Origin of the sequence: Flavobacterium sp. UW10123 (genome assembly GCF_040538975.1) — a bacterium.
Classification (GTDB): domain Bacteria; phylum Bacteroidota; class Bacteroidia; order Flavobacteriales; family Flavobacteriaceae; genus Flavobacterium.
The window spans coordinates 113,370-134,528 of sequence record NZ_JBEWQE010000013.1 but is presented as its reverse complement, the minus strand read 5'-3'; the positions used below and the strand labels follow the sequence as shown (position 1 = coordinate 134,528).

Annotated in this window: 16 protein-coding genes; 6 read left to right on the top strand and 10 right to left on the bottom strand. The window is 34.5% G+C overall.

The genetic code is table 11. From position 1 onward, the window contains the following. Positions 1-14: 14 nt before the first annotated feature. Positions 15-1,292: a replication-associated recombination protein A gene (locus tag ABXT06_RS16360; RefSeq protein WP_354591691.1), complete on the bottom strand. Its 1,278-nt coding sequence runs from the start codon at positions 1,290-1,292 to the stop codon at positions 15-17. A gap of 173 nt (positions 1,293-1,465) precedes the next feature. On the opposite strand from ABXT06_RS16360, the gene ABXT06_RS16355 reads away from it, so the two are divergent. After that, positions 1,466-2,233 (top strand): rhomboid family intramembrane serine protease, encoded by a 768-nt coding sequence (locus ABXT06_RS16355; protein ID WP_354591690.1) that lies wholly within the window; start codon positions 1,466-1,468, stop codon positions 2,231-2,233. 57 nt (positions 2,234-2,290) lie between these two features. After that, positions 2,291-2,797, top strand: coding sequence for a hypothetical protein (locus tag ABXT06_RS16350; RefSeq protein WP_354591689.1), 507 nt, complete (start codon positions 2,291-2,293; stop codon positions 2,795-2,797). A gap of 1 nt (position 2,798) precedes the next feature. Here ABXT06_RS16350 and ABXT06_RS16345 read toward each other — a convergent pair whose 3' ends face one another. The 9 genes from ABXT06_RS16345 to ABXT06_RS16305 form a co-directional block, all read right to left on the bottom strand. Next, positions 2,799-3,602: a DUF2490 domain-containing protein gene (locus ABXT06_RS16345; RefSeq protein ID WP_354591688.1), complete on the bottom strand. Its 804-nt coding sequence runs from the start codon at positions 3,600-3,602 to the stop codon at positions 2,799-2,801. Positions 3,603-3,655: 53 nt separating this feature from the next. Then, entirely contained in the window at positions 3,656-4,390 is a 735-nt protein-coding gene (rlmB, locus tag ABXT06_RS16340; RefSeq protein ID WP_354591687.1) for a 23S rRNA (guanosine(2251)-2'-O)-methyltransferase RlmB, read from the bottom strand. Between the two features lie 87 nt (positions 4,391-4,477). Further along, positions 4,478-4,975 (bottom strand): lipid-binding protein, encoded by a 498-nt coding sequence (locus ABXT06_RS16335; RefSeq protein ID WP_354591686.1) that lies wholly within the window; start codon positions 4,973-4,975, stop codon positions 4,478-4,480. A 15-nt stretch (positions 4,976-4,990) separates the two neighbouring features. Continuing rightward, positions 4,991-5,617 (bottom strand): DUF5011 domain-containing protein, encoded by a 627-nt coding sequence (locus ABXT06_RS16330; RefSeq protein WP_354591685.1) that lies wholly within the window; start codon positions 5,615-5,617, stop codon positions 4,991-4,993. Positions 5,618-5,629: 12 nt separating this feature from the next. Next, complete coding sequence (locus ABXT06_RS16325; RefSeq protein WP_354591684.1) at positions 5,630-7,093, bottom strand: SusD/RagB family nutrient-binding outer membrane lipoprotein; 1,464 nt, start codon at positions 7,091-7,093, stop codon at positions 5,630-5,632. 18 nt (positions 7,094-7,111) lie between these two features. Continuing rightward, the gene (locus ABXT06_RS16320; protein ID WP_354591683.1) at positions 7,112-10,312 is read right to left on the bottom strand and encodes a SusC/RagA family TonB-linked outer membrane protein; all 3,201 of its coding nucleotides are present in this window, start codon (positions 10,310-10,312) and stop codon (positions 7,112-7,114) included. Positions 10,313-10,897: 585 nt separating this feature from the next. Beyond that, the gene (locus ABXT06_RS16315; protein WP_354591682.1) at positions 10,898-12,358 is read right to left on the bottom strand and encodes a SusD/RagB family nutrient-binding outer membrane lipoprotein; all 1,461 of its coding nucleotides are present in this window, start codon (positions 12,356-12,358) and stop codon (positions 10,898-10,900) included. A gap of 11 nt (positions 12,359-12,369) precedes the next feature. Further along, positions 12,370-15,648: a SusC/RagA family TonB-linked outer membrane protein gene (locus tag ABXT06_RS16310; protein WP_354591681.1), complete on the bottom strand. Its 3,279-nt coding sequence runs from the start codon at positions 15,646-15,648 to the stop codon at positions 12,370-12,372. 87 nt (positions 15,649-15,735) lie between these two features. Continuing rightward, positions 15,736-17,454 (bottom strand): BamA/TamA family outer membrane protein, encoded by a 1,719-nt coding sequence (locus tag ABXT06_RS16305; RefSeq protein WP_354591680.1) that lies wholly within the window; start codon positions 17,452-17,454, stop codon positions 15,736-15,738. Between the two features lie 167 nt (positions 17,455-17,621). Between ABXT06_RS16305 and rpsL the strand changes: the two genes are divergently transcribed. From rpsL to rpsJ, 4 genes are read left to right on the top strand one after another with little or no spacing between them, the layout of a single operon-like run. After that, entirely contained in the window at positions 17,622-18,005 is a 384-nt protein-coding gene (gene rpsL, locus ABXT06_RS16300) for a 30S ribosomal protein S12 (RefSeq protein WP_007136570.1), read from the top strand. Positions 18,006-18,029: 24 nt separating this feature from the next. Further along, on the top strand, positions 18,030-18,506 hold the full coding sequence (gene rpsG, locus ABXT06_RS16295) for a 30S ribosomal protein S7 (protein ID WP_026727879.1): 477 nt from the start codon (positions 18,030-18,032) through the stop codon (positions 18,504-18,506). A gap of 11 nt (positions 18,507-18,517) precedes the next feature. Beyond that, a complete protein-coding gene (fusA, locus tag ABXT06_RS16290; RefSeq protein ID WP_354591679.1) occupies positions 18,518-20,674 on the top strand; it encodes an elongation factor G in 2,157 nt (718 codons plus the stop codon). A gap of 10 nt (positions 20,675-20,684) precedes the next feature. After that, complete coding sequence (rpsJ, locus tag ABXT06_RS16285) at positions 20,685-20,990, top strand: 30S ribosomal protein S10 (RefSeq protein WP_007803605.1); 306 nt, start codon at positions 20,685-20,687, stop codon at positions 20,988-20,990. The last annotated feature ends 169 nt before the right edge of the window (positions 20,991-21,159 follow it).

The following is a 21,159-nucleotide window of genomic DNA, read 5'->3' as shown; positions in this document are numbered from 1 at the left end:
ATACAAAATACGGTTTAATAACCGTATTTATCTTTCCAACGGTTTTTTAAAAATTCGCGGGTACTGTTCTCTCTAGAATTGTTTCCAGGATTGTAAAGAACCGTTTTTTTTATGGCATCTGGCAAAAACTCTTGTTCAGCAAAATTGTTTGCATAATCATGCGAATACTTATATTCATCTCCATATCCTAGCTCTTTCATTAACTTAGTAGGAGCATTTCGCAAATGAAGCGGAACAGGCAAATCGCCAGTTTGTTTTACCAATTGCTGTGCTGTTCCAATTGCCATATAAGAAGCGTTGCTTTTTGGAGATGTTGCAAGATAAATGGCACATTGACTTAATATGATACGACTTTCTGGATATCCGATAGTGGTAACGGCCTGAAAAGTATTATTAGCCATTATAAGTGCAGTTGGATTGGCATTGCCAATGTCTTCGCTTGCTAGAATCAGCATTCTTCTAGCAATGAATTTTACATCTTCACCGCCTTCAATCATTCTTGCTAACCAATAAACAGCTCCATTGGGATCACTGCCACGAATTGATTTGATAAATGCAGAAACAATATCGTAATGTTGTTCGCCAGTTTTATCATAAAGAACTGTATTTTGCTGTACAAGTTCTAAAACACGGTCATTAGTTATTGTCATTTCGTCATCTGCAGAAGCATTAATAACTAGTTCAAATACATTTAGAAGTTTACGACCGTCACCGCCGGAAATGCGTATTAAAGCTTCGGTTTCTTTTAAATTTATTTTTTTTGCCAACAGATAAGCATCTGTTTTCATTGCGCGCTCTAAAAGAGCTTCTAAATCGGCTTTTGTAAATGCATTTAGTATATAAACCTGGCAGCGTGACAATAATGCAGGAATTACTTCAAAACTGGGGTTTTCGGTTGTGGCACCGACCAAAGTTATCCAACCTTTTTCTACAGCAGCTAGAAGTGAATCTTGCTGTGATTTACTAAATCGATGAATCTCGTCGATAAAAAGAATAGGATTTTTGGCAGTGAAAAGTCCACCGCTTTGTTTTGCTTTGTCGATAACATCGCGAATATCTTTTACACCTGAATTTATGGCACTAAGAATATAAAAAGGTCTTTTTGATTCTTGAGCAATGATTTGTGCTAGGGTTGTTTTTCCAGTCCCTGGAGGCCCCCAAAAAATCAGTGAAGGAATTATTCCTTTTGAAATCTGTTGTGTTAAAGAACCAGTTGGTCCAACCAAATGCTTTTGGCTTATATAATCTTCTAATTTCTGCGGACGAATACGCTCTGCTAAAGGTGCTTCCATATCACAAAATTACTGTTTTAAGATTTAAATTTCATTCATTCAAAAGTTAAAACAATTTATATGAAGTAGGATTGTTCCAATTTGAGACATTTTTTTGTTTCGGTATGACAAAATATCAGTAAAATATTTTTGGATAGTTTTTTGAGTCCCACTAAATGTTATTTTGTAAACATATGAACGATACTAATTTTAAGTTTTCAAATTCGGTTATTGGACTTCCATTGTTTTTTGTCCTTTTTTTGTGGGTTGTATATTGGCTTCAGATCCGTTTTGATTTTGATTTTTATCGTTACGGAATTTATCCAAGAGATTTAATTGGTTTACGAGGTGTTTTGTTTAGCCCATTTATTCATGAAAATTTAGATCATTTATATAATAATAGTATTCCGCTTTTGATACTATTGGCTGCTATGCAGTTCTTTTATCCGAAACAGACTTTAGGTGTTATGGCATACGGAATTTTATTTTCAGGATTAATTACCTGGATTGTCGGACGGGAGAATTTCCATATTGGAGCGAGCGGATTAATTTATGTTTTGGTAAGCTTTATTTTTTTTAAAGGAATCCAAACTAAATACTACAGATTAGTGGCTCTATCCTTAACAGTTATTTTACTGTATGGCGGAATGATATGGTATGTTTTTCCAGATGTTGATCAATCTATTTCTTGGGAAGGACATTTGGCAGGTCTTATTACAGGATTTGTTTTAAGCTTATTTTATAAAGCGCCCGAATATGCAAAACCAATTGTTTACGATTGGCAACGTCCCGATTTTGATCCAGACAGTGATCCTTTCATGAAGCATTTTGATGAAAATGGAAATTTTGTTGTTTTTCCTAATAAAGAGGATGAAGAAGATTGGGGATATTTTTTGTCTAGTCATCCAGTAAATTACATTGTGACCAAAAAAGAAGCTCCTGAAGAAGATGTCAATCAATAATTTTCTTTAAGATAAAAAGATTAAATTTGTTAGGTAACATTTTAATTTTTGGGCATTATGAGGAAAATCAGTTTTTTAGTTTTGTTCTTGTGTTTTGTATTTAATGCAAAAGGTATTGCTCAATGTGAAATAAAAAATAGGGTTCAAGCAGATGGCAGTATGATATATTATTTTGAACCTGCTGTATTTTATACTACAAAATCAAAATCATTAAAAATTAATATTGTTACTGATAAAGAGCATTATTTTGTTGCGTTACTACCAACACCTTTTCCTGAAAAGAAAGTTGGAAAAAAAATCAAAGACGATTTAATAATGCACCTTGCAGATAACAAAACGTATAAATTAGCACATTACGATACACAATACAGACGTAACGATTCTATAATGCAGGTTCTCTATTTGATTGATGATAAAGATCTCGATGCATTTTCTAATTACGAAGCTATTAGTGCAGAAATAAACATGCAGGGCACTGAATTTGTTAGAAGCTATAGCTTTAAGCTTCATAAAAATGCAATCGTTGAACAGCTTAAATGCTTTTTAAAGAAAGAGGAAAACTAAATTACTCTTCGTCTTTTACTTCGGAATGTTTTTTTGCTTCAATTTTCTTTTTAAGGTTTCGAAAAAGATTGTTGAAACTAATGGTAAGCGAGGCGGCGTTTGTTGTTTGGTTTCCATCATTTCTAGGAAGATATTCGCTACAATATGTTAATTCTACTTGAAAGTCATCTGAAAACAAATAGCCGGCTCCAATATTTAAACGATTCCGGTCAAAGAAACTTCCACCAGTAACATTTGCTCCAGATTTAAAATAAACCTCGTCTGATGCGATTGCATATACGACTCCGCTTCTTAAAAATTTACTGTTAATTGGTTGTATGTATTTAATCTGCTGTCGGTATCTAAAAACATTTTCATAATCATCATCTTTATTTTTCATATGACGGAATTCAGTACGCATTCTTGTACTTAAAGTATACCCTGTTTTATGAAAGTAATAAATGCTTTGAAGTGCAAAACGCCATTCGGGAGATTCGAACTGACCAATTTCGGGAACATCTCTATTATTGAAATAGGCTACAAAAGCAGAGAATTTCCATCTTGGAGAAAAGTAATAATGTCCCCAGCCTCTTATAGATCTCTGAATAGTATTTTCGAATAAGTTTGGTGATGATTCGATACTGCTGTAAGCTGCCGCAAAATCTATTTCAGTAGCCCACTTTTTGCTTAAAGTTTGGTTAAACTGAATTTCGTTCCAGAACTGATTGTACGTAGTATTTTGTCCGTAGCTGTTTGTGATTAATAAAACTACAAACAGACAACGGAATATTATGATTTTGAATTTTGAATTAGATTTTGAAAGCATTAATTAAAGGTGTTTAATTATTTCATTCGCATCTTAATCTCTCAATGTTTTTTTTAGGTTCTTTGTCGAACAGCTTCATATAAGAAAGCACCGCAAGCTACAGACACGTTTAAAGATCCAATTGATCCAAACATTGGCAATTTTGCTTTTTCATCTACTATTTTTAAAACAGAAGGGTTTATTCCACGATCTTCAGATCCCATAATAATTGCTACAGGTTCTTCCAGAGATATATCGTATATATTTTGGTCTGTTTTTTCAGTTGCGGCAACAGTTTTTATTCCAGATCCTTGTAGGTAAAAGATAGCATCTTTTATATGTTCAACTTTACAAATAGGTACATTAAATACAGCTCCTGCAGAAGTTTTAACAGTATCTCCATTTACTGGAGCAGAACCTGCTTTTTGTATAATGATTCCGTTTACGCCAGTACATTCTGCTGTTCTAATAATAGCACCGAAATTTCTAGCATCTGATATCTGGTCAAGTATAAGAAAAAGAGGCTTTTTGCCTGAGTCTATTGTAGATTCAATTAAATGTTCTAAATCAATAAAGCCAATAGGAGAGATAGTAGCTACTGCGCCTTGGTGGTTGTTTGGAGTAAGCCTATTTAGTTTTTCTACAGGTACGTAAGAGAAGTTAATGTTTGCACGTTTCATTACCTTCATTAGATCTTTCATAAGCTCACCAGAAATATCTTTCTGTATGAAAACTTTATCCACTTCTTTTCCTGCCTGAATTGCTTCTATTATGGCTCTAATGCCAAATATTTGATGTTCTTTTTCCATGTGACAAATATAGGTAATATGTTTATATAAAAAAACCACCCCAAATTAATGGGGTGGTTTAGTATTTAGACTACTTGAATAAAAATTCTAGTATTCGTCTTCGTAGAAACCAGTTCTTTTATGACCTTCATAAAGAATATCATAACCAGCAGGATCATAATCAAAATGAGCTCTGAATGAGATTTTGTCTACTTTATGTCCGCCTTTTGATGTTGCAGCTCCCTTTTCAATTTTTCCATTTGTAATAGTAACTTTAGATCCATCTAATAGGTTGTCTGCAGAAGTAGCTGTGAAAGTACCTGCCTTAACATCAACAGTTACTTTACATTTAATCCAATATCCGTGTTTTACATCATCAATCCACATTGTATTGTCGTTAGCTGCAGTATTATAAGTCTCGTGTAATGCGTTAGCTACGACCACTTTTCCATCACTATCTGTAAGTGTTATGAACCAGTCACCTGCCATAGATTCTACTGATGTTCCTCCTGGATCTGTATCTCCAACTTCATCACAAGCTACAAATGACGTAAGTACAAGCATTGCTACAAGTACACGTGTTATATTTAGTTTTAATTTTTTCATTGTAATGTGTTTTTATTATCGTTTAAATATTCTGTCTGCTGTTCCAAATACCGCTGAAGCATAGATAACCCATTTCCAGTTGTTTTTGTCAGTGATAGTTCCTATGTTGCTTTCTGCAGATATTCCTGATTCAGAAGCACTTGGATTGTAAGGAGCATAAACCTGTTTGTCATCTATGTTATAGAATTCCATTTTCAACAAATCAGCTGGTACGTTATAACCAGTTGCGTTGTCACAGCTATATTTTCTGTCTCCAAGTTTAGTTACAACATTCGGATTACCATTTCTAAAGAAAGTACCAGTCAAATCAATTGTACTTGGTTTGTTGCTCAAAACTACTATTGTACGAGTTAAGTAAGCAGGGAAACCATCACTATTTGTAGCAGAGTATTTAATTTTATAAACAGTTGGTTTGCTAGTATCTACTGAACCATCGATTTTCACTGGAAGAGCTTTTCCGTTAGCTTCAGCTTCTACTCCAGCTTCCGTGTATGTATCTCCTTGAGTAAGAACAACAAGAGCATCTCCATGCATAGTCATGTTCGCATAAGCTGTTACTTTTGAAACATTGTCAGTATCTGCTTCACATGAAGTAAACAATAGTCCTGAGACTATCATTAGGGATATAAATATTTTTTTCATTGTTTATTTTTTTTAGTTAACATCCCACCAAACTGGAGCAGTTATTTTTGCTAAAGCCGGAGCATTTGGATTACGTGTTTTTACAGTATTTGGTAAAACAAGTCTTCTAGGGAAAACATCACTTGTAACATTCTCAACAGATATTGCAAATTGTCCTGGGATATAATCTTCATCTGTTTGAGGAACAGCTGATTCTTTTGGGAAACCAGTTCTGTTTTGTTCGAAGAAAGATTCGTAACCGTTTCCAGGGAAACTAGCAATCCATTTTTGAGTGATAATTGCTTCAATTTGAGCAGTAGTTCCTGTTGCTGGGAATTCATATTTTCCTCCTGCAGCTAATAAAGCAGCAGGGCTTCCAACTGGACCAGTAATTGGAGCAACAGAAGTAGTATTGTCGTATTTCTTAAAGTTTGCAGCAACCCCTAAATCGTATTTTTCTTTAGCTCCTGCACCTCCATAATATCTAACAAGAGCTTCTGCTTGCAAGAAGTAACTTTCTTCTGCACTCATGAAATATAATGGAGTTTTTGCATATAACGTTACTAATGAAAGTCCAGTAGCTCCATTTTCGAAATCACCTTGATTATTAGGTACTCCTGCTCCGTAATACTTATTCAAACGAGGGTCGCCACTTGTTTGTAAATAAAGATATAAAGTTTTACTAGCTCTAAGGTTTAATGTTGTATTTAACTGTCTTCTGTCGGTTTCATACAATGGATTACTTCTGTCGGCAGCATCTTCAAATTGAGTCATTGCAGCATCAACATCTAAGAATTGTGCACCAGAATCAATTAAGCTTTTAATGCCTGATTGGGCCAATGTAGGATCTACTTGTGTTAATCTAAGATGTAATTTTAACAGTAAAGAGTTACCAAATTTTGTCCAGTTAGACATTGTACCGTTAAAGATAAAATCATCTTTTCCTGGCGCAGCTCCAACAGAAGAACTTAGATTTTTTGATAAAGCTGATTTTAAATCAGCAATCATTAAAGCGTAAGTTTCTTTACCAGTGTTGAATTTAGGTTGCAAGAAATTTGGATTATTTGCTTCAGTATATGGAATTGCATCATACCAGTCAGTTAAAATTTGCGAAGCTTCGACTTCAAGAACAGTAGCAATTAAGTAATAGTTCCAGTTTCCTTCAGCTTCAGCTTGTTTTTTTACAACTCGAATGTCGTTCAAAGCATCATACATTGCAGTCCACGCCGTTTGGAAATCATTTGTTCCAAGGCTGTACTGGTCGATATTTTTATATTGATTTGACGTAGTGTTTTGTGTCCAGAATTGAGACCAAAACCCTCCAATTAGAGCATAGTATGATCCCTGTGCACCAGCAAGACCGGCAATACCTGCAGGCAAAATAGTGCTATTAGCTTGTCCAGGAGGCAAAGCATCCGGGTCTCTATTAATGTCAAATGTTTCATCACATGACACTAATAAGAAAAGTGCTGTTATTATTGTTGCTATTTTTTTCATTTTCTATGAATTATATTTTTAGAATGATAATTTTAAAACTCCACCTACTGATCTTTGTGATGGGTTAGCTCCAAATTCTCCAAACTCAGAGAGTACTCCAGTTCCGTAAGTTCCTATTTCAGGGTCAACATATGGATTTTCTCCAGGAGTCCACATGAAAAGGTTTCTTCCGTAAATACCAACTGTGATTTTGTTTAATCCCATGTTTTTAGTAAGTGTAGAAGGGAAGTCATAATTAAAAGCAATTTCTCTTAATCTTACAAAAGTTTTGTCAATTACGTGTGTTTTTTCAATACCAGGGTTATTACCTGTATTATAGAAGTTTGTATAAGTGCTATATGTAAGAGGTGTTGTGTTCTCTGTATATGTAACAGCTCCAGTTGTTGCATCTACGTGCTCATTAACTGAATTAGGAACAATAAATGCATTTCTATCATTATATGTAGTTTCAATACCATTACCTACGAAATGAGAAAGTCTCTTAGTGTAAGAGTAGAAATCTCCTCCTTGTTTCCAGTCTAATGAGAATGATAAATTAAAGTTTTTGTATTTGAAAGAGTTTTGTAATCCCATAACAAAATCACGTTGTGCGTTTCCAACTTTTTGGATATCATCACTTACTTCATACATTCCAGTAGATGCATTTACAATATATTGACCTTCAGCATTTGTTTTAGGAACTTGTGAATAGAAACTACCAATTGGATCACCTTTAGTTGCTCTCATAGTTACACCATAAGCAGGAATTAAATCAATATAATTACCACCTGTGTTTAATGATGTTACTTCGTTTAAGTTTTTAGTAAATGTGTAAGTTACGTTCCATGTAAAGTCCTGATTTTTAATTGGACTACCTGAAAGAGAAAGCTCAATACCTTTGTTCACAACGTCTCCAGCGTTGATAGCTTTGATAGTATAACCTGTTGATGGATCTAAAGGTAAGTCTACAATAAGGTCAGAAGTCGTTTTGTGATACAATGCGATATCATAGCTAATTCTGTTTTTGAAGAAAGATCCTTCAGCTCCAATTTCATATTCTACTGTACTTTCAGGTTTTAGCTCTGGATTACCAAGTCTTCCTGATGCTTCGAAGAAACTTACTCCTCCAATTGGAGATGCAATTATACCAAAGTTCGCGTTTGCAGAACCAGAGATATATGAGTCTTCTGTTGTGTATACCCTTGTGTCATTTGCAATTTTTGAAGCAGCTGCTCTTAATTTAAGGAAAGTATTTCCGTTATCAATTGCAATAGCGCCTAATGATAAAGATGGGTAGAAATATGAGTTATTTCCTATTGGTAATGTTGATGTAATATCTTGTCTAGCTGTAGCCGTTGCAAAATATCTGTTTTTAAATGCAAACTCAGCAGATGCGTAAATAGCTCCTGTTTTTCTAAGGCTGTTTGATTGCTCAATTACTGGTCTTAAAGCTGAGTTTGAAAGCTCATAAAATCCTGGAAGACCTAAATTCGTTACAGAGTTTTTCAATATATCAGACTCTCTTTTGTTGTAGTTAAAACCTCCTAAAAGATTTAATGTCCAATCTTCACCTAAGTTTGTGTTATAATTAAGGTTGAAAAAAGTATCAAACTCACTGAATTCTGATCTTGATTCTGTTACACCTCCTACTACTGGATTAGCACCAGCAATTGCCTGAGGAGTTCCTGGAGCATAATTTACAATTGCACCGTAGCTTTTAAGTCTTTCTGTTCTAACGTTACCACCAATTTGCCATGAAGCTGTAATCTTATCAGTTATTTTGTAGCTTAAATTAATGTTTCCGAAAAGGTTGTGTCCGTATACTTTTGTACTGTTCTCGTTAACTGAAAAATATGGATTTGCAGCATATGGAGTAAAATAGTAATCTGGAGTATTGAAGATGTTGTTTTTGTAATCTCTTGAATCTACAATACTAATGTCTCTAGGAATTTGTAATAAATCCTGTTGCAAAGTTGAACCTTGTCCTGCATCATCACCCTGACCTGTATTAATAATACCTTGGTCTTTGTAAACATAGTTAAGAGAAGTTCTTAATGTGAATTTTTTACCTTTTAATCCACCATTAAATCCTAATGATTGTTTTTTGTATAAATCTGCATCAGTTGGTACAACACCATCACTGTTTACATTTGAAAAAACTAAAGAGAAATCAGAATTGTCTCCACCGCCACTTAGGGTTGCAGATTGTGTAGCTAGTGTACCTGTGTTGTAAAAATCTCTTACGTTATTTTTTAAACCAACATAAGGTTTGATTTGTTGAGTATTGTTGTAAACTGTTCCCCATGGTCTAACCTCTCCATTGAAAGCAGGTCCCCATGAACCATTTTCGTTACTGTAAGAATTAGATCCTGAGAATCCTAGTCCATTCCAACCTTGACCAAATTGATTTTGTAAATGCGGAACTCTTGCTACTTCGCTGAATTCTGTTGAAGCTAATAAATCAACTTTAATTCCAGAGTTAGCTTTACCTTTTTTAGTAGTAATGATGATAACACCACCACCAGCTCTTGAACCATATAATGCTGATGCAGCCGCTCCTTTAAGAACAGTCATACTCTCGATGTTATTTGGGTCAATGTCACTGATTCCGTTACCAGTATCATACGATCTTGTTGATGTAGCAACTCCGTTATTTCCAGTACCAGTTGCGGTATTGTTAATCGGTGTTCCATCAACAACATAAAGTGGACCATTACTGTTTGTGATACTGTTTAAACCACGGATAACTACTTTAGTTGCAGCCCCTGGTTGAGAAGGTGCAGTAATGTCAACCCCTGCGATTTTACCAGAAAGAGTTTCAAATGGGTTAGTGTTAACTACTTGTGTAAGTGCGTCCGATTTTAAAGTTGTTGTTGCGTAACCAAGAGATTTTTTCTCTCTTTTAATACCAAAGGCAGTTACAACAACACCTTCTAGTTCTTGCGCACCAGCGTCTGCTAGTTTTACGTTAACAGTTGCAGATGTAGCAGCTACTTCTTGGGTTTTCATCCCGATGTAGCTAAATACCAAAACTTGGCTTGAAGAAGCTTTGATCGAAAATTTACCATCAAAGTCTGTTTGTGTTCCCGTTTTAGTTCCTTTAACTAATACACTAACACCTGGTAAAGGTATTCCTGCATTGTCAGAAACTGTTCCCGAAACAGCTCTTTCTTGCGCAAAAGAAAGTTGCGCAACTAGTACTAATAAAAGCACTAAGAATCCATTGAACTTTAGTTTCATTTTTAAATATTTTGAATTAGTCCGACAAAAATCTTAATAATTTGTTAATCTACCTAATTTAAAAAGCTTTTTTTTTAGTTAAATAATAAATTTAGGGTGTGATTTTATCTTTTTATAGATTAAAACCTTCTTAAAATTATAAATCCGCAATTTTTAGTGTTAAATTTGATAATAATTGAAAATTTTGTCAAACGCTCAAATGTTAAATTTATAGATGAAGGGTGTTTAAATGTTTTTTTTGTAACTTTTATCCCTAAAAAAACAATCAGGTTTGGTTCTAAATTTTGTTAAAATGATCAGGAATCTTTAATAATCAGTGTTAAAGAATGTGTATTGTATTTTTATATTATAAAATTGTTTTGAAAAATTAACCATTTTTTTGCTATCGGTAAGAATGGAAATGTGTTTTTCAATTTGTAATTTTAATAGCTTTTCTTTTTTACGGGTGTAATTAAAATAAGGTAAATGTAAAATTTAAGTTATTTTTTTATAAAAAAAAGCGGTCGCATTAATATTATGCAACCGCTTTTGTCTATTTTATAATATAGTTTATAATATAGTTTAGAATATAATTTAGAATATAATTTAGAATATATCCCAAAACAGTTTAGTTTCTACAGCGTCGCCACCAATTGCGGCACTTGCTTCTGTGTAGCTGGCTTTATTTAATGACTGTTCGATTATTGGATAGGTGTAGCGCATTGGGAAACCTGATACTGCATCAGGAGGTGCAACTAAGACAGGAAAGTCTAATCTTCTGTAGAACGACCATCCTTCAAATGAGTTGTTATAAAAAGCTATCCAGCTTTGAGTGCCTATTTTTTGTTTCCAAGTTCCTGCAGCAGTTGTGTACGCAACATCAGGATTCGCTAAGTAAGTTGTAGCGTCAGCTTCTGTTCCTCCCCAATCCAAAATAGAAGCGGTTATTGCTGCATTATAGTGCGCTTCTGCATTTGCAGGAGTTTGGTATAAAGATCTTTCGGCAGCTTCTGCTAATAGAAATTCAGCTTCAGCGTAGTCTAAAATTGTTCCGGGAAAGTCTGGAGCCTGAATTGTTGGTGTAATATGTGTTTTTTGTGAAAATGAATTTGCAGATCCATTCTCACCACCTATATATTCTATTTCTGGAGTAGATGGGTCATCCATATTGTCGTCAAAGTATTTTGCACGTCTTGGGTCATTCACATTATTCATCATATCTATTATAGTGCTCGTTGGAACAAAATCGTCACGACCACTTGCAACAAGATCTACATATAATGGATTGGTGTTTGGTGTAGCTGTAAGGTATTTTAGGTCTGCATTGTCAAGATTTGACGTGAATACATGCGGAGCGGCACTTGATACAGTAGCTTGAGCCAATGCACTTTCAGAAGGAATGTCGGAAATCGTTATACCCATTCTTAATTTTAGGGTGTTTGCAAACTTGATCCATTTTACTACATCACCTCCGTATATCCTGTCATTGTCCCCGAAACTTTTGCCACCAGTGTTTAGTTTGGTAATTGCAGTGTTTAGTCTGCTGATTAAATCTTTGTAAATTGTCAGGCCATCATCGTACTTTGGCGTTTTGTAGTTTAGATTTATAGCTTGAGAATATGGAATATTGCCGAATGTTTCAACTAAAACCGCGTAAGTGTAAACGTTTAAAACTTCTATAATTGCAAGTTTGTTTTGTTTGTCTAAAGGGTTTTCTGTTAAGCCAAGTGGAGTATTGGTAATATTGATAGCACTTTGATCTAAATCTTTTAGTACATCTTTGTATAAGAACTGCCAGTGTTGTTCTGGGATTGTTCTTGTAACTAAGTCGTAATTGCTTTCGTCTGTGTAAACTGTCTCTGTGAAATATTGATTAATTAGTCTGAATATATTATTGTTGACATTTGTGTTGGTCATTTGGTCTACCAAGCTTTTTTGCGCACTTGTAAATAAAGCTTCTCCTGGTACGTTTGACGGATCTTTTACGTTCACGTTTAATTTTTCTATATCATCAGAGCAGGACGAGAATGTTACCGCGGTTAGTAAGATTATGAATATCTTTTTCATGATTTCTAGGTTTAAAATTGAATTTTAATGTTGAAGCTGATGTCTCTTGTAGATGGCAAAGATCCTGTTGAGTAGCCTTGCAAGTTACCTGCTCCTAATCCTGATTCTGGATCTGCATCTGGTAAGTTTTTGTGTATAATCCAAAGGTTTGTTCCAACAACGCTAAAAGTCATTCCGTTTATGAATGTATTTTTTAATACTTTTTCTGATAAAGAATATGAGATTGCTGTTTGTCTTAGTTTGATATAGCTTGCGTCATATACAAATGCTTCGTCTGGTAGGCCTCTTCTGTAGCCTTGAGCGCCAAATCGGCTTGCCTCAATTCTGGTAGTGTTTACTGTGCCATCTGGATTTACTCCTGGATTTATAAATCCTCCGCTATCAGATCCAGAAGTCAATGGGTTTCTGATAGGGTTTCCAAGTTCATTTAAATATGCAGTGTCGTCTGGCAGACCTGTTGCTAAACCATAATAACGGTCTAATGAGAATATCTGTCCTCCTTTTTGCATGTCGATTAAGAATTCAACTGAAAAGTTTTTGTAAGTGAATTTGTTATTTAAACCTCCTGTATAATCTGGATTTGCATTTCCAATCGCATTATCAGATGTTGAAGTTTTTATATATTGACCATTGCTTGGGTCAACAACTCGCTGTCCGTTTAAGTAAGTATATTTTGTGCCGTATATTACACCGTATGGTTGCCCAATAGCGGCATTTATTGTTACACCTCCTTGAAAAGAACCTAGTTGTAGATTGTCAATTCCGTCTAACAGGTCTAATACTTTGTTTCTATTTCTGGCAAAGTTTAAGTTTATATCCCATGTAAAAGTGTCCGTTTTTATCGGAGTACCATTTAAGCTTATTTCGATTCCTTTGTTTTCAATTTCCCCAGCATTAATTAATTCATATAAATACCCTGTAGAGGAGGTAAGTCTCAATGGAATTATCTGATCAATTGAATTGGATTTGTAATAAGAGAAATCAAAACCTAATCTCTTTTTAAAGAAAGAAAGTTCTAAACCTGCTTCGTAGCTTTTTGTACGTTCAGGTTTTAGGTTAGGATTGTTTTTGGTGTCTTTTACTGATGCTGATGCCGCTCCAAATGCTGTGTTAACTGCATAGGTGTCTAGGACTCTATCAAAGCCAGGGCTATTTCCTACTTCAGCATAATTAAGTCGTACTTTTCCAAAAGACAGCCAATCTGCCTCTATGAATTTAGAGAATACAAAACTGGAAGAAACAGAAGGGTAGTAATAGCTGCTATTGGCTTCCGGAAGAGTTGAAGAGTGGTCTCTTCTAATTGTTCCCTCTAAGAATAAGTAATCTTCATATCCAAAAGATGCGCTTCCGTAAATACCATCCACACCTATAGATTCATCTCTTTCGATTGGTGCCAATAGTGGACTTTTAGTGTTTTGAAGGGAGTATAATTTTGGTATGGCAAGTCCACCGTTTGTTGCTGCAAATATCGAATTGTAATAACTTCTTCTAATATTTACTCCGACAACACCTTTTAGATTTAATTTTTCTGTAATGTCTGTGTTGTAATTTAGCATGAAGTCATAGTTGTATTCACTGAATCCAATGTTTTTGCGTGAGTAACCTGATGATGCTGGATTTCTATTAAGGGAGCCGTCGCCACCTCCAGTTCCAATACCAAAATCAACAGGTACACTTCCAATAGCTCTTCTTTCTTCCTGTAGTTCATCATACGTATCAACAGACATTCTTCCGAAAGCATCTAACCAGTTTGCAATTTTGTAGTTTAAAGAGATGTTGCCAATAAATCTGCTTCTACTGTCTGATTCGTAATTTTCATAACGTTGAAAGTATGGGTTGTCCCAAAATGCTGGAGTAGGCTCTTGATAAGATTTTGGGTTCCATGTTACATTGCGTCCTGTAAGATCATAAGCTTGTTTCAGGCCTTTTATGTCAACGTTAGTTTGCCACCATTGTCTAAAATTACCAGCAATATTGTCATTGTATCCTGTGCTGTTTCTACCAATTGTACTTGTTTTTGTAAAGTTTCCATATCCAGCAATAGTTAATCTGTCGTTGATAAGAGTAGAAGCGTTCAAGGTAAAAGTATTTCTCTTCAAGCTACTGTTTGGGAGTAAACCAGTTTGATCAAGATTGTTTGCTCCTAATCTTAAATAGCCATTTTCTAGACCTTTATCGATTGAAATAGAATTGGTAAGAGCTACTGGTTTTTGAAAGAAAGTAATTGGACCATTTTTTGCGGCTACCCAAGGTGTAGCTTTCATGTAATTTGGAGACTCAGGGTAAAATGCGTCCCATTGGTAAACCATTAAATTTGGATTAAAAGCTTGTCCATAAGAAGCATCTTCTGTTAATGGGGTTACATTGTCTAATACCCCGTCTCCATTTATATCGATACGGTCTAAATACGAATCTTCGTCAGGGCCATAATAAGGACCATATCCAGCGCCATATTGGTTTTGATATTTTATGAAAGTGCTTTTGTCGACAGAGCCTATTGTTACACCTGAATTAACAGTAATAGAGTAGCCTTTTGCTTTTTTGTTTCCTTTTTTTGTTGTTATAACGACAACACCATTAGCGGCTCTCGATCCATAAAGAGCACTTGCGGCAGAGCCTTTAAGAACGTTGATGGATTCGATGTCTTCTGGATTAATGTCTGATGCAGCGCTTCCGTAGTCATAACCTGCTCCAGATTGTTCCTGATCTCTTGTGTTTGAATTGTTATTGCTTACCGGAACCCCATCAATAACAAATAAAGCTTGGTTGTTTCCTGTTAGAGAAGAATTTCCTCTAATTACAATATTAGTGGAACCGCCAAAGTTCGTTGTTCTTTTTACTTGTACACCAGAAACTTTTCCTGAAATGGCATTTACGAAGTTGTCGCTTTTAACTGCGGCTAAATTTTCTCCTTTGACTTCTTGGGTTGCGTAACCAAGAGATTTTTTCTCTCTTGATAATCCTAAAGCTGTAACGACTACTCCTTCAAGTTGTTGTGCGTCGCTGGATAATTTAGCATTGACTTTTGTTGAGCTAGCTGGAAATTCTTGAGATTTCATTCCAATGTAGCTAAAAACTAAAATTTGACTTGATGTCGCTTTAATAGAATACTTTCCGTCAAAATCGGTTTGCGTTCCAGTTTTTGTTCCTTTTACTAATACACTTACACCTGGCAAAGGCATGCCTGCATCGTCGGTAACAATACCTGAAACAGTTCTTTCTTGCGCAAAGGTTAGCTGCGCGATTAGTGCTAATAAAAGCACTAAGAATCTGTTTGGTTTTGATTTCATATTAACAAATATTTTGGATTAGTTGTGTAATATTCGTAATAAATTACCTAATTTCCTAATATTTTGTTAATGTATTTTTGTAATAGACTAAAATTTAACATTATAACAGATTGTTAGTATACTGTTATAAAATTTTATTTCGGCTTCATTTGTGCTTCCATTGGCGATTATTACCTTTAATAAACCGCTCTTTGTTAGTAGTCCTAAACCTACACCGGCACTGATTAAATTATTAAATTTTTTATTGTTTCTTACTGAAGTTTGGTCTTGGTAAATTCCGTAATCAAGAATTGTGTGTATGTATAAATTTGGGCTAAGTAAATATCTATATTCGGTGATGAGTAAATTTGCAATATTTCCTTGTAGACTATTTTCTGAAAAACCTCGAATTGAGTTTAATCCTCCAAATCTAAAAAGTTCATTGATTATGTAATTATCACTTTTTAGATATAGGATTTGAGGGTTGATATAGATAAAGTTTTTTTTGTTTAATTCGAAATTATAAGATAGATTTAAGTTCGTGTAAAACTGATTGGTTCTTTCTGTAGTTTCAGAAGAGTTGTTTGTGCTTCTTTTTCCGTAGCCAAATAATAGATTGGCATGTGATTTTCTTGGAAACAAATCGTTGGAGTAATTGTTTTTTTTGTATTCTATTGAGGAAGTAATATATGAGTTTTTAAAATCGCTTAACGTTGTGCTGTTGGTGTTTTGAATGTCGCTTGATTCTGTTGATTGGTATCCAATGTATATTTTAGAATTGTAATTTAAATAATAACCAAGGTCGATCGCAGTTTTTGTATTTTGAAATGTGCTGTCCTGTTTAAAAATATTAAGTTGAGCTTTTATCCCTAGTGCGGTTTGGAAAATATATGGAATTTCAAGTCTTGTATTAAAGGTTGTTTGTTTGTTGCCATCACTTTTCCAGTATAGAGAAAACTGTTCGCCCGAATGGAGTATGTTTATTAATGAAATGTCTAAATATCCATTAAGGCGTATTTTTTTACTATCGTCGTTTGAAAAACCTATGTAGCCATCAAATGTATTAGCTTTTCTTCTTTCTATATAAGTATAGATTTTAGTCGAGTCATTTGTGAATAAAATTTCAGGGTATTTTACCTGATTGACAAATTCATAGTTGTTGATGTCTTGATAAAGTTCTTTTGTGATTTCCTGATTAAAAGTTTTGTTTAAATATTTTTTACGAAGCTGCTTTAGATGACTATCCGGGAAAAAGTTTCTCTCATTTTGATTTGCGTAGTTTAGAATAATTGAATTTATGTTACGCTGTTTTTCAGTTTTAAAGCTTAAATCAGCATAAAGTACTGTGTCTTTTTTTTGAATGTTTTCTAGTTTAATTTTGCTCAGCGCAAAACCTAACCTTTCGGCTTCTAATATTTTTTGATTTAGGTAATTTTCTAATTCGCGATAAGGAATAATTAGACTGTTATTTTTAATTTTTTCAGTTTTAAAAAGAGGGTTGTTTGTTCCTATATATATATGTATGTATTTTATCTTTTTGTTTAATGATATAAGGGTAGTGTATGTGCTGTCGTTTATTTTGTTGGTTTTTAGTGTTTTGCAGTTGAGATATCCAATCTTAGAAAGCTTTTCGGTTGTATTTCTCGTTTCGTTTAATAGTGATTTTAGATTTGGATGTAGGTGATTGTAGTTTAATGAATCAATAATTTTGTTTTCGATATTGTTGGTTCCGTTTATTTTTAAGTAAAAGTTTTGTGCATTACCAGAAATGCTTAAAGATAAAAAAAGAAATATTTGTATTAAGTGTTTCAAAGGCAACTGTTTCATTTATTAAAAGTATTGCAAATATCTATTGTTTGTTTGTAAAATCATAAGCCTAAATAATCTTATTGAAAATTAATGGTTTAACGTTTGTATAGTGAAAAATATTTTATACATTTGCAACCCCGTAAAAAGCGGGAATTTAATAAACATAATAATTTTTAGTATTAATTATGCCAACAATTCAACAATTAGTAAGAACAGGAAGAACTCAGATCACTAAGAAGAGTAAATCGGTTGCTTTAGATTCTTGTCCTCAAAGAAGAGGGGTTTGTACGCGTGTTTACACTACTACACCAAAAAAACCAAACTCTGCAATGCGTAAAGTTGCGCGTGTACGTTTGACAAATGGTAATGAGGTGAATGCTTACATCCCAGGAGAAGGACATAATCTACAAGAGCACTCGATAGTATTAGTGCGAGGTGGAAGGGTAAAAGATTTACCAGGTGTTAGATATCATATCGTTCGTGGAGCTCTTGATACGTCAGGTGTTGCAGGAAGAACGCAAAGAAGATCTAAGTACGGTGCTAAACGCCCAAAAGAAGCAAAAAAGTAATTTAAAAACTTTTAAGAAAAAGACATGAGAAAAAGAGCGGCAAAGAAAAGACCACTTTTACCGGATCCAAGGTTTAATGACCAATTAGTTACACGTTTTGTGAACAACTTAATGTGGGATGGTAAGAAATCTACAGCTTTTAAAGTATTTTATGATGCAATTGACATCATTGAAACTAAAAAGCAAAATGATGAGAAAACTTCATTAGAGATCTGGAAAGATGCTTTAACTAATGTTATGCCTCACGTAGAAGTACGTAGCCGTAGAGTTGGTGGAGCTACATTCCAAATTCCAATGCAAATTCGTCCAGACAGAAAAATTTCTATGGCAATGAAGTGGTTAATACTTTATTCTAGAAGAAGAAATGAAAAATCTATGGCACAACGTTTAGCTTCTGAGTGTTTAGCTGCTGCTAAAGAAGAAGGTGCTGCAGTTAAGAAAAGAATGGATACTCACAAAATGGCAGAAGCTAATAAAGCATTCTCTCACTTTAGATTTTAATTCGTAAAGAAATGGCTAGAGATTTAAAATATACAAGAAATATCGGAATCGCTGCTCACATTGATGCTGGTAAAACAACAACAACTGAGCGTATTCTTTTTTATACTGGAAAGTCACACAAAATTGGTGAGGTGCACGATGGTGCTGCAACAATGGACTGGATGGCTCAAGAGCAGGAAAGAGGTATTACAATTACTTCTGCTGCTACAACTTGTACTTGGAACTTTCCAACTGTACAAGGTAAAGTTATTCCAGAATCATTACCATACCACTTTAATATTATTGATACTCCTGGACACGTTGACTTTACTGTAGAGGTAAACCGTTCTTTACGTGTACTTGATGGTTTAGTTTTCTTATTTAGTGCTGTTGACGGTGTTGAGCCTCAATCAGAAACTAACTGGAGACTTGCTGATCAATATAGAGTTCCTCGTATGGGATTCGTAAACAAAATGGACCGTCAAGGTGCTAACTTCTTAGCTGTATGTGGACAGGTTAAAGATATGTTGAAATCGAATGCGGTTGCGATTACTTTACCTATTGGTGATGAAGCAGATTTTAAAGGTATTGTTGACTTGGTTAAAAATCAAGCTATCGTATGGCATGATGAGACTCAAGGGGCTACTTTTGACGTTGTGGATATTCCAGCTGATATGGTTGATGATGTTAAACATTATCGTTCTATTCTTATTGAAGAGATTGCTACTTATGATGAAAATCTTTTAGATAAGTATATGGAGGATGAGAACTCTATTACTGAAGAAGAAATTAACAATGCATTGAGAGCAGCTACTATTGATATGGCTATCATTCCAATGCTTGCTGGTTCTTCTTTCAAAAACAAAGGAGTTCAATTTATGTTAGATGCTGTTTGTAAGTATTTGCCATCTCCATTGGATAAAGAAGGTATTGAAGGAATTCACCCTGACGATGCTGAATTATTAGAAGAAGATCAAAAGAAGATTTTACGTAGACCAGATGTAAAAGAGCCATTTGCTGCTTTGGCATTTAAAATTGCTACAGACCCATTCGTAGGTCGTTTAGCTTTCTTCCGTGCTTACTCTGGACGTTTGGATGCTGGTTCTTATGTTTTAAATACTCGTTCTGGTAACAAAGAGAGAATTTCTCGTATTTACCAAATGCATGCTAACAAACAAAATCCAATTGAATATATTGAGGCTGGAGATATTGGGGCTGCTGTAGGATTTAAAGATATTAAAACTGGAGATACTTTATCTGACGAAAAACATCCAATTATCTTGGAATCTATGAAGTTCCCAGAGCCTGTAATTGGTATTGCTATTGAGCCTAAAACTAAAGCTGACGTTGATAAAATGGGTATGGCTTTAGCTAAATTAGCTGAAGAGGATCCAACATTTACTGTAAGAACTGATGAGGCTTCAGGTCAAACTATTATTTCTGGTATGGGTGAGCTTCACTTAGATATCTTAGTTGATCGTATGAAACGTGAGTTTAAGGTAGAGGTTAACCAAGGTGAGCCACAAGTAGAGTACAAAGAGGCGTTTACTAAATCTGCTCAACATAGAGAAACTTACAAAAAACAATCTGGAGGTCGTGGTAAATTCGGTGATATCGTATTTAGAATCGAGCCTGCTGATGAAGTTGATGGTAAAGTTCCTGTAGGATTACAGTTCGTAAATGAGGTAAAAGGTGGTAACGTTCCTAAAGAATATATCCCTGCTGTTGAAAAAGGTTTCCGTGAGGCTATGAAAACAGGTCCATTAGCTGGATATGCTGTTGATAGTTTGAAAGTAACTTTATTAGACGGATCTTTCCACCCTGTGGATTCTGATGCTCTTTCATTTGAATTAGCTGCTAGAATGGGTTATAAAGAATCAGGACGTGCTGCTGGAGCTGTTATTCTTGAGCCAATCATGAAAATCGAAGTTATTACTCCTGAAGAAAACATGGGTGATATCGTAGGTGACTTGAACCGTCGTAGAGGTCAAGTTAATGACATGGGTGATAGAAATGGTGCTAAAACTATTAAAGCTGATGTGCCTTTATCAGAAATGTTTGGTTATGTAACTACATTAAGAACATTATCTTCTGGTAGAGCAACTTCGACAATGGAGTTTTCTCACTATGCAGAAACACCTTCTAATATTTCAGAAGAGGTAATCAAAAAAGCAAAAGGTAACGCTTAATTTTAAGAAAATGAGTCAAAAAATCAGAATAAAACTAAAATCTTACGATCACATGTTGGTAGATAAATCTGCTGAAAAGATCGTAAAAACAGTAAAAACTACTGGAGCAGTTGTAACAGGTCCAATTCCGTTGCCAACTCACAAAAAACTTTTCACTGTATTACGTTCTCCGCACGTTAACAAAAAAGCGAGAGAGCAATTTGAGGTAATGTCATACAAGAGATTGATTGATATTTATTCATCTTCATCTAAAACAATTGATGCTTTAATGAAACTTGAATTGCCAAGTGGTGTTGAAGTAGAGATAAAAGTATAATTTTTTATATTTTTTTTATATAAAAAGCGAGACAGGAATGTCTCGCTTTTTTTTTGTTGTTAAATAGTTGTTTTTGGTGAAATATTTTTGCAGTTGTAAAATTTGGTAAAAGATGTAAAAGTCTTTGTTTTAAGGATGTGCGGCGGTTTTATGTTGTGAATTTTTTAAA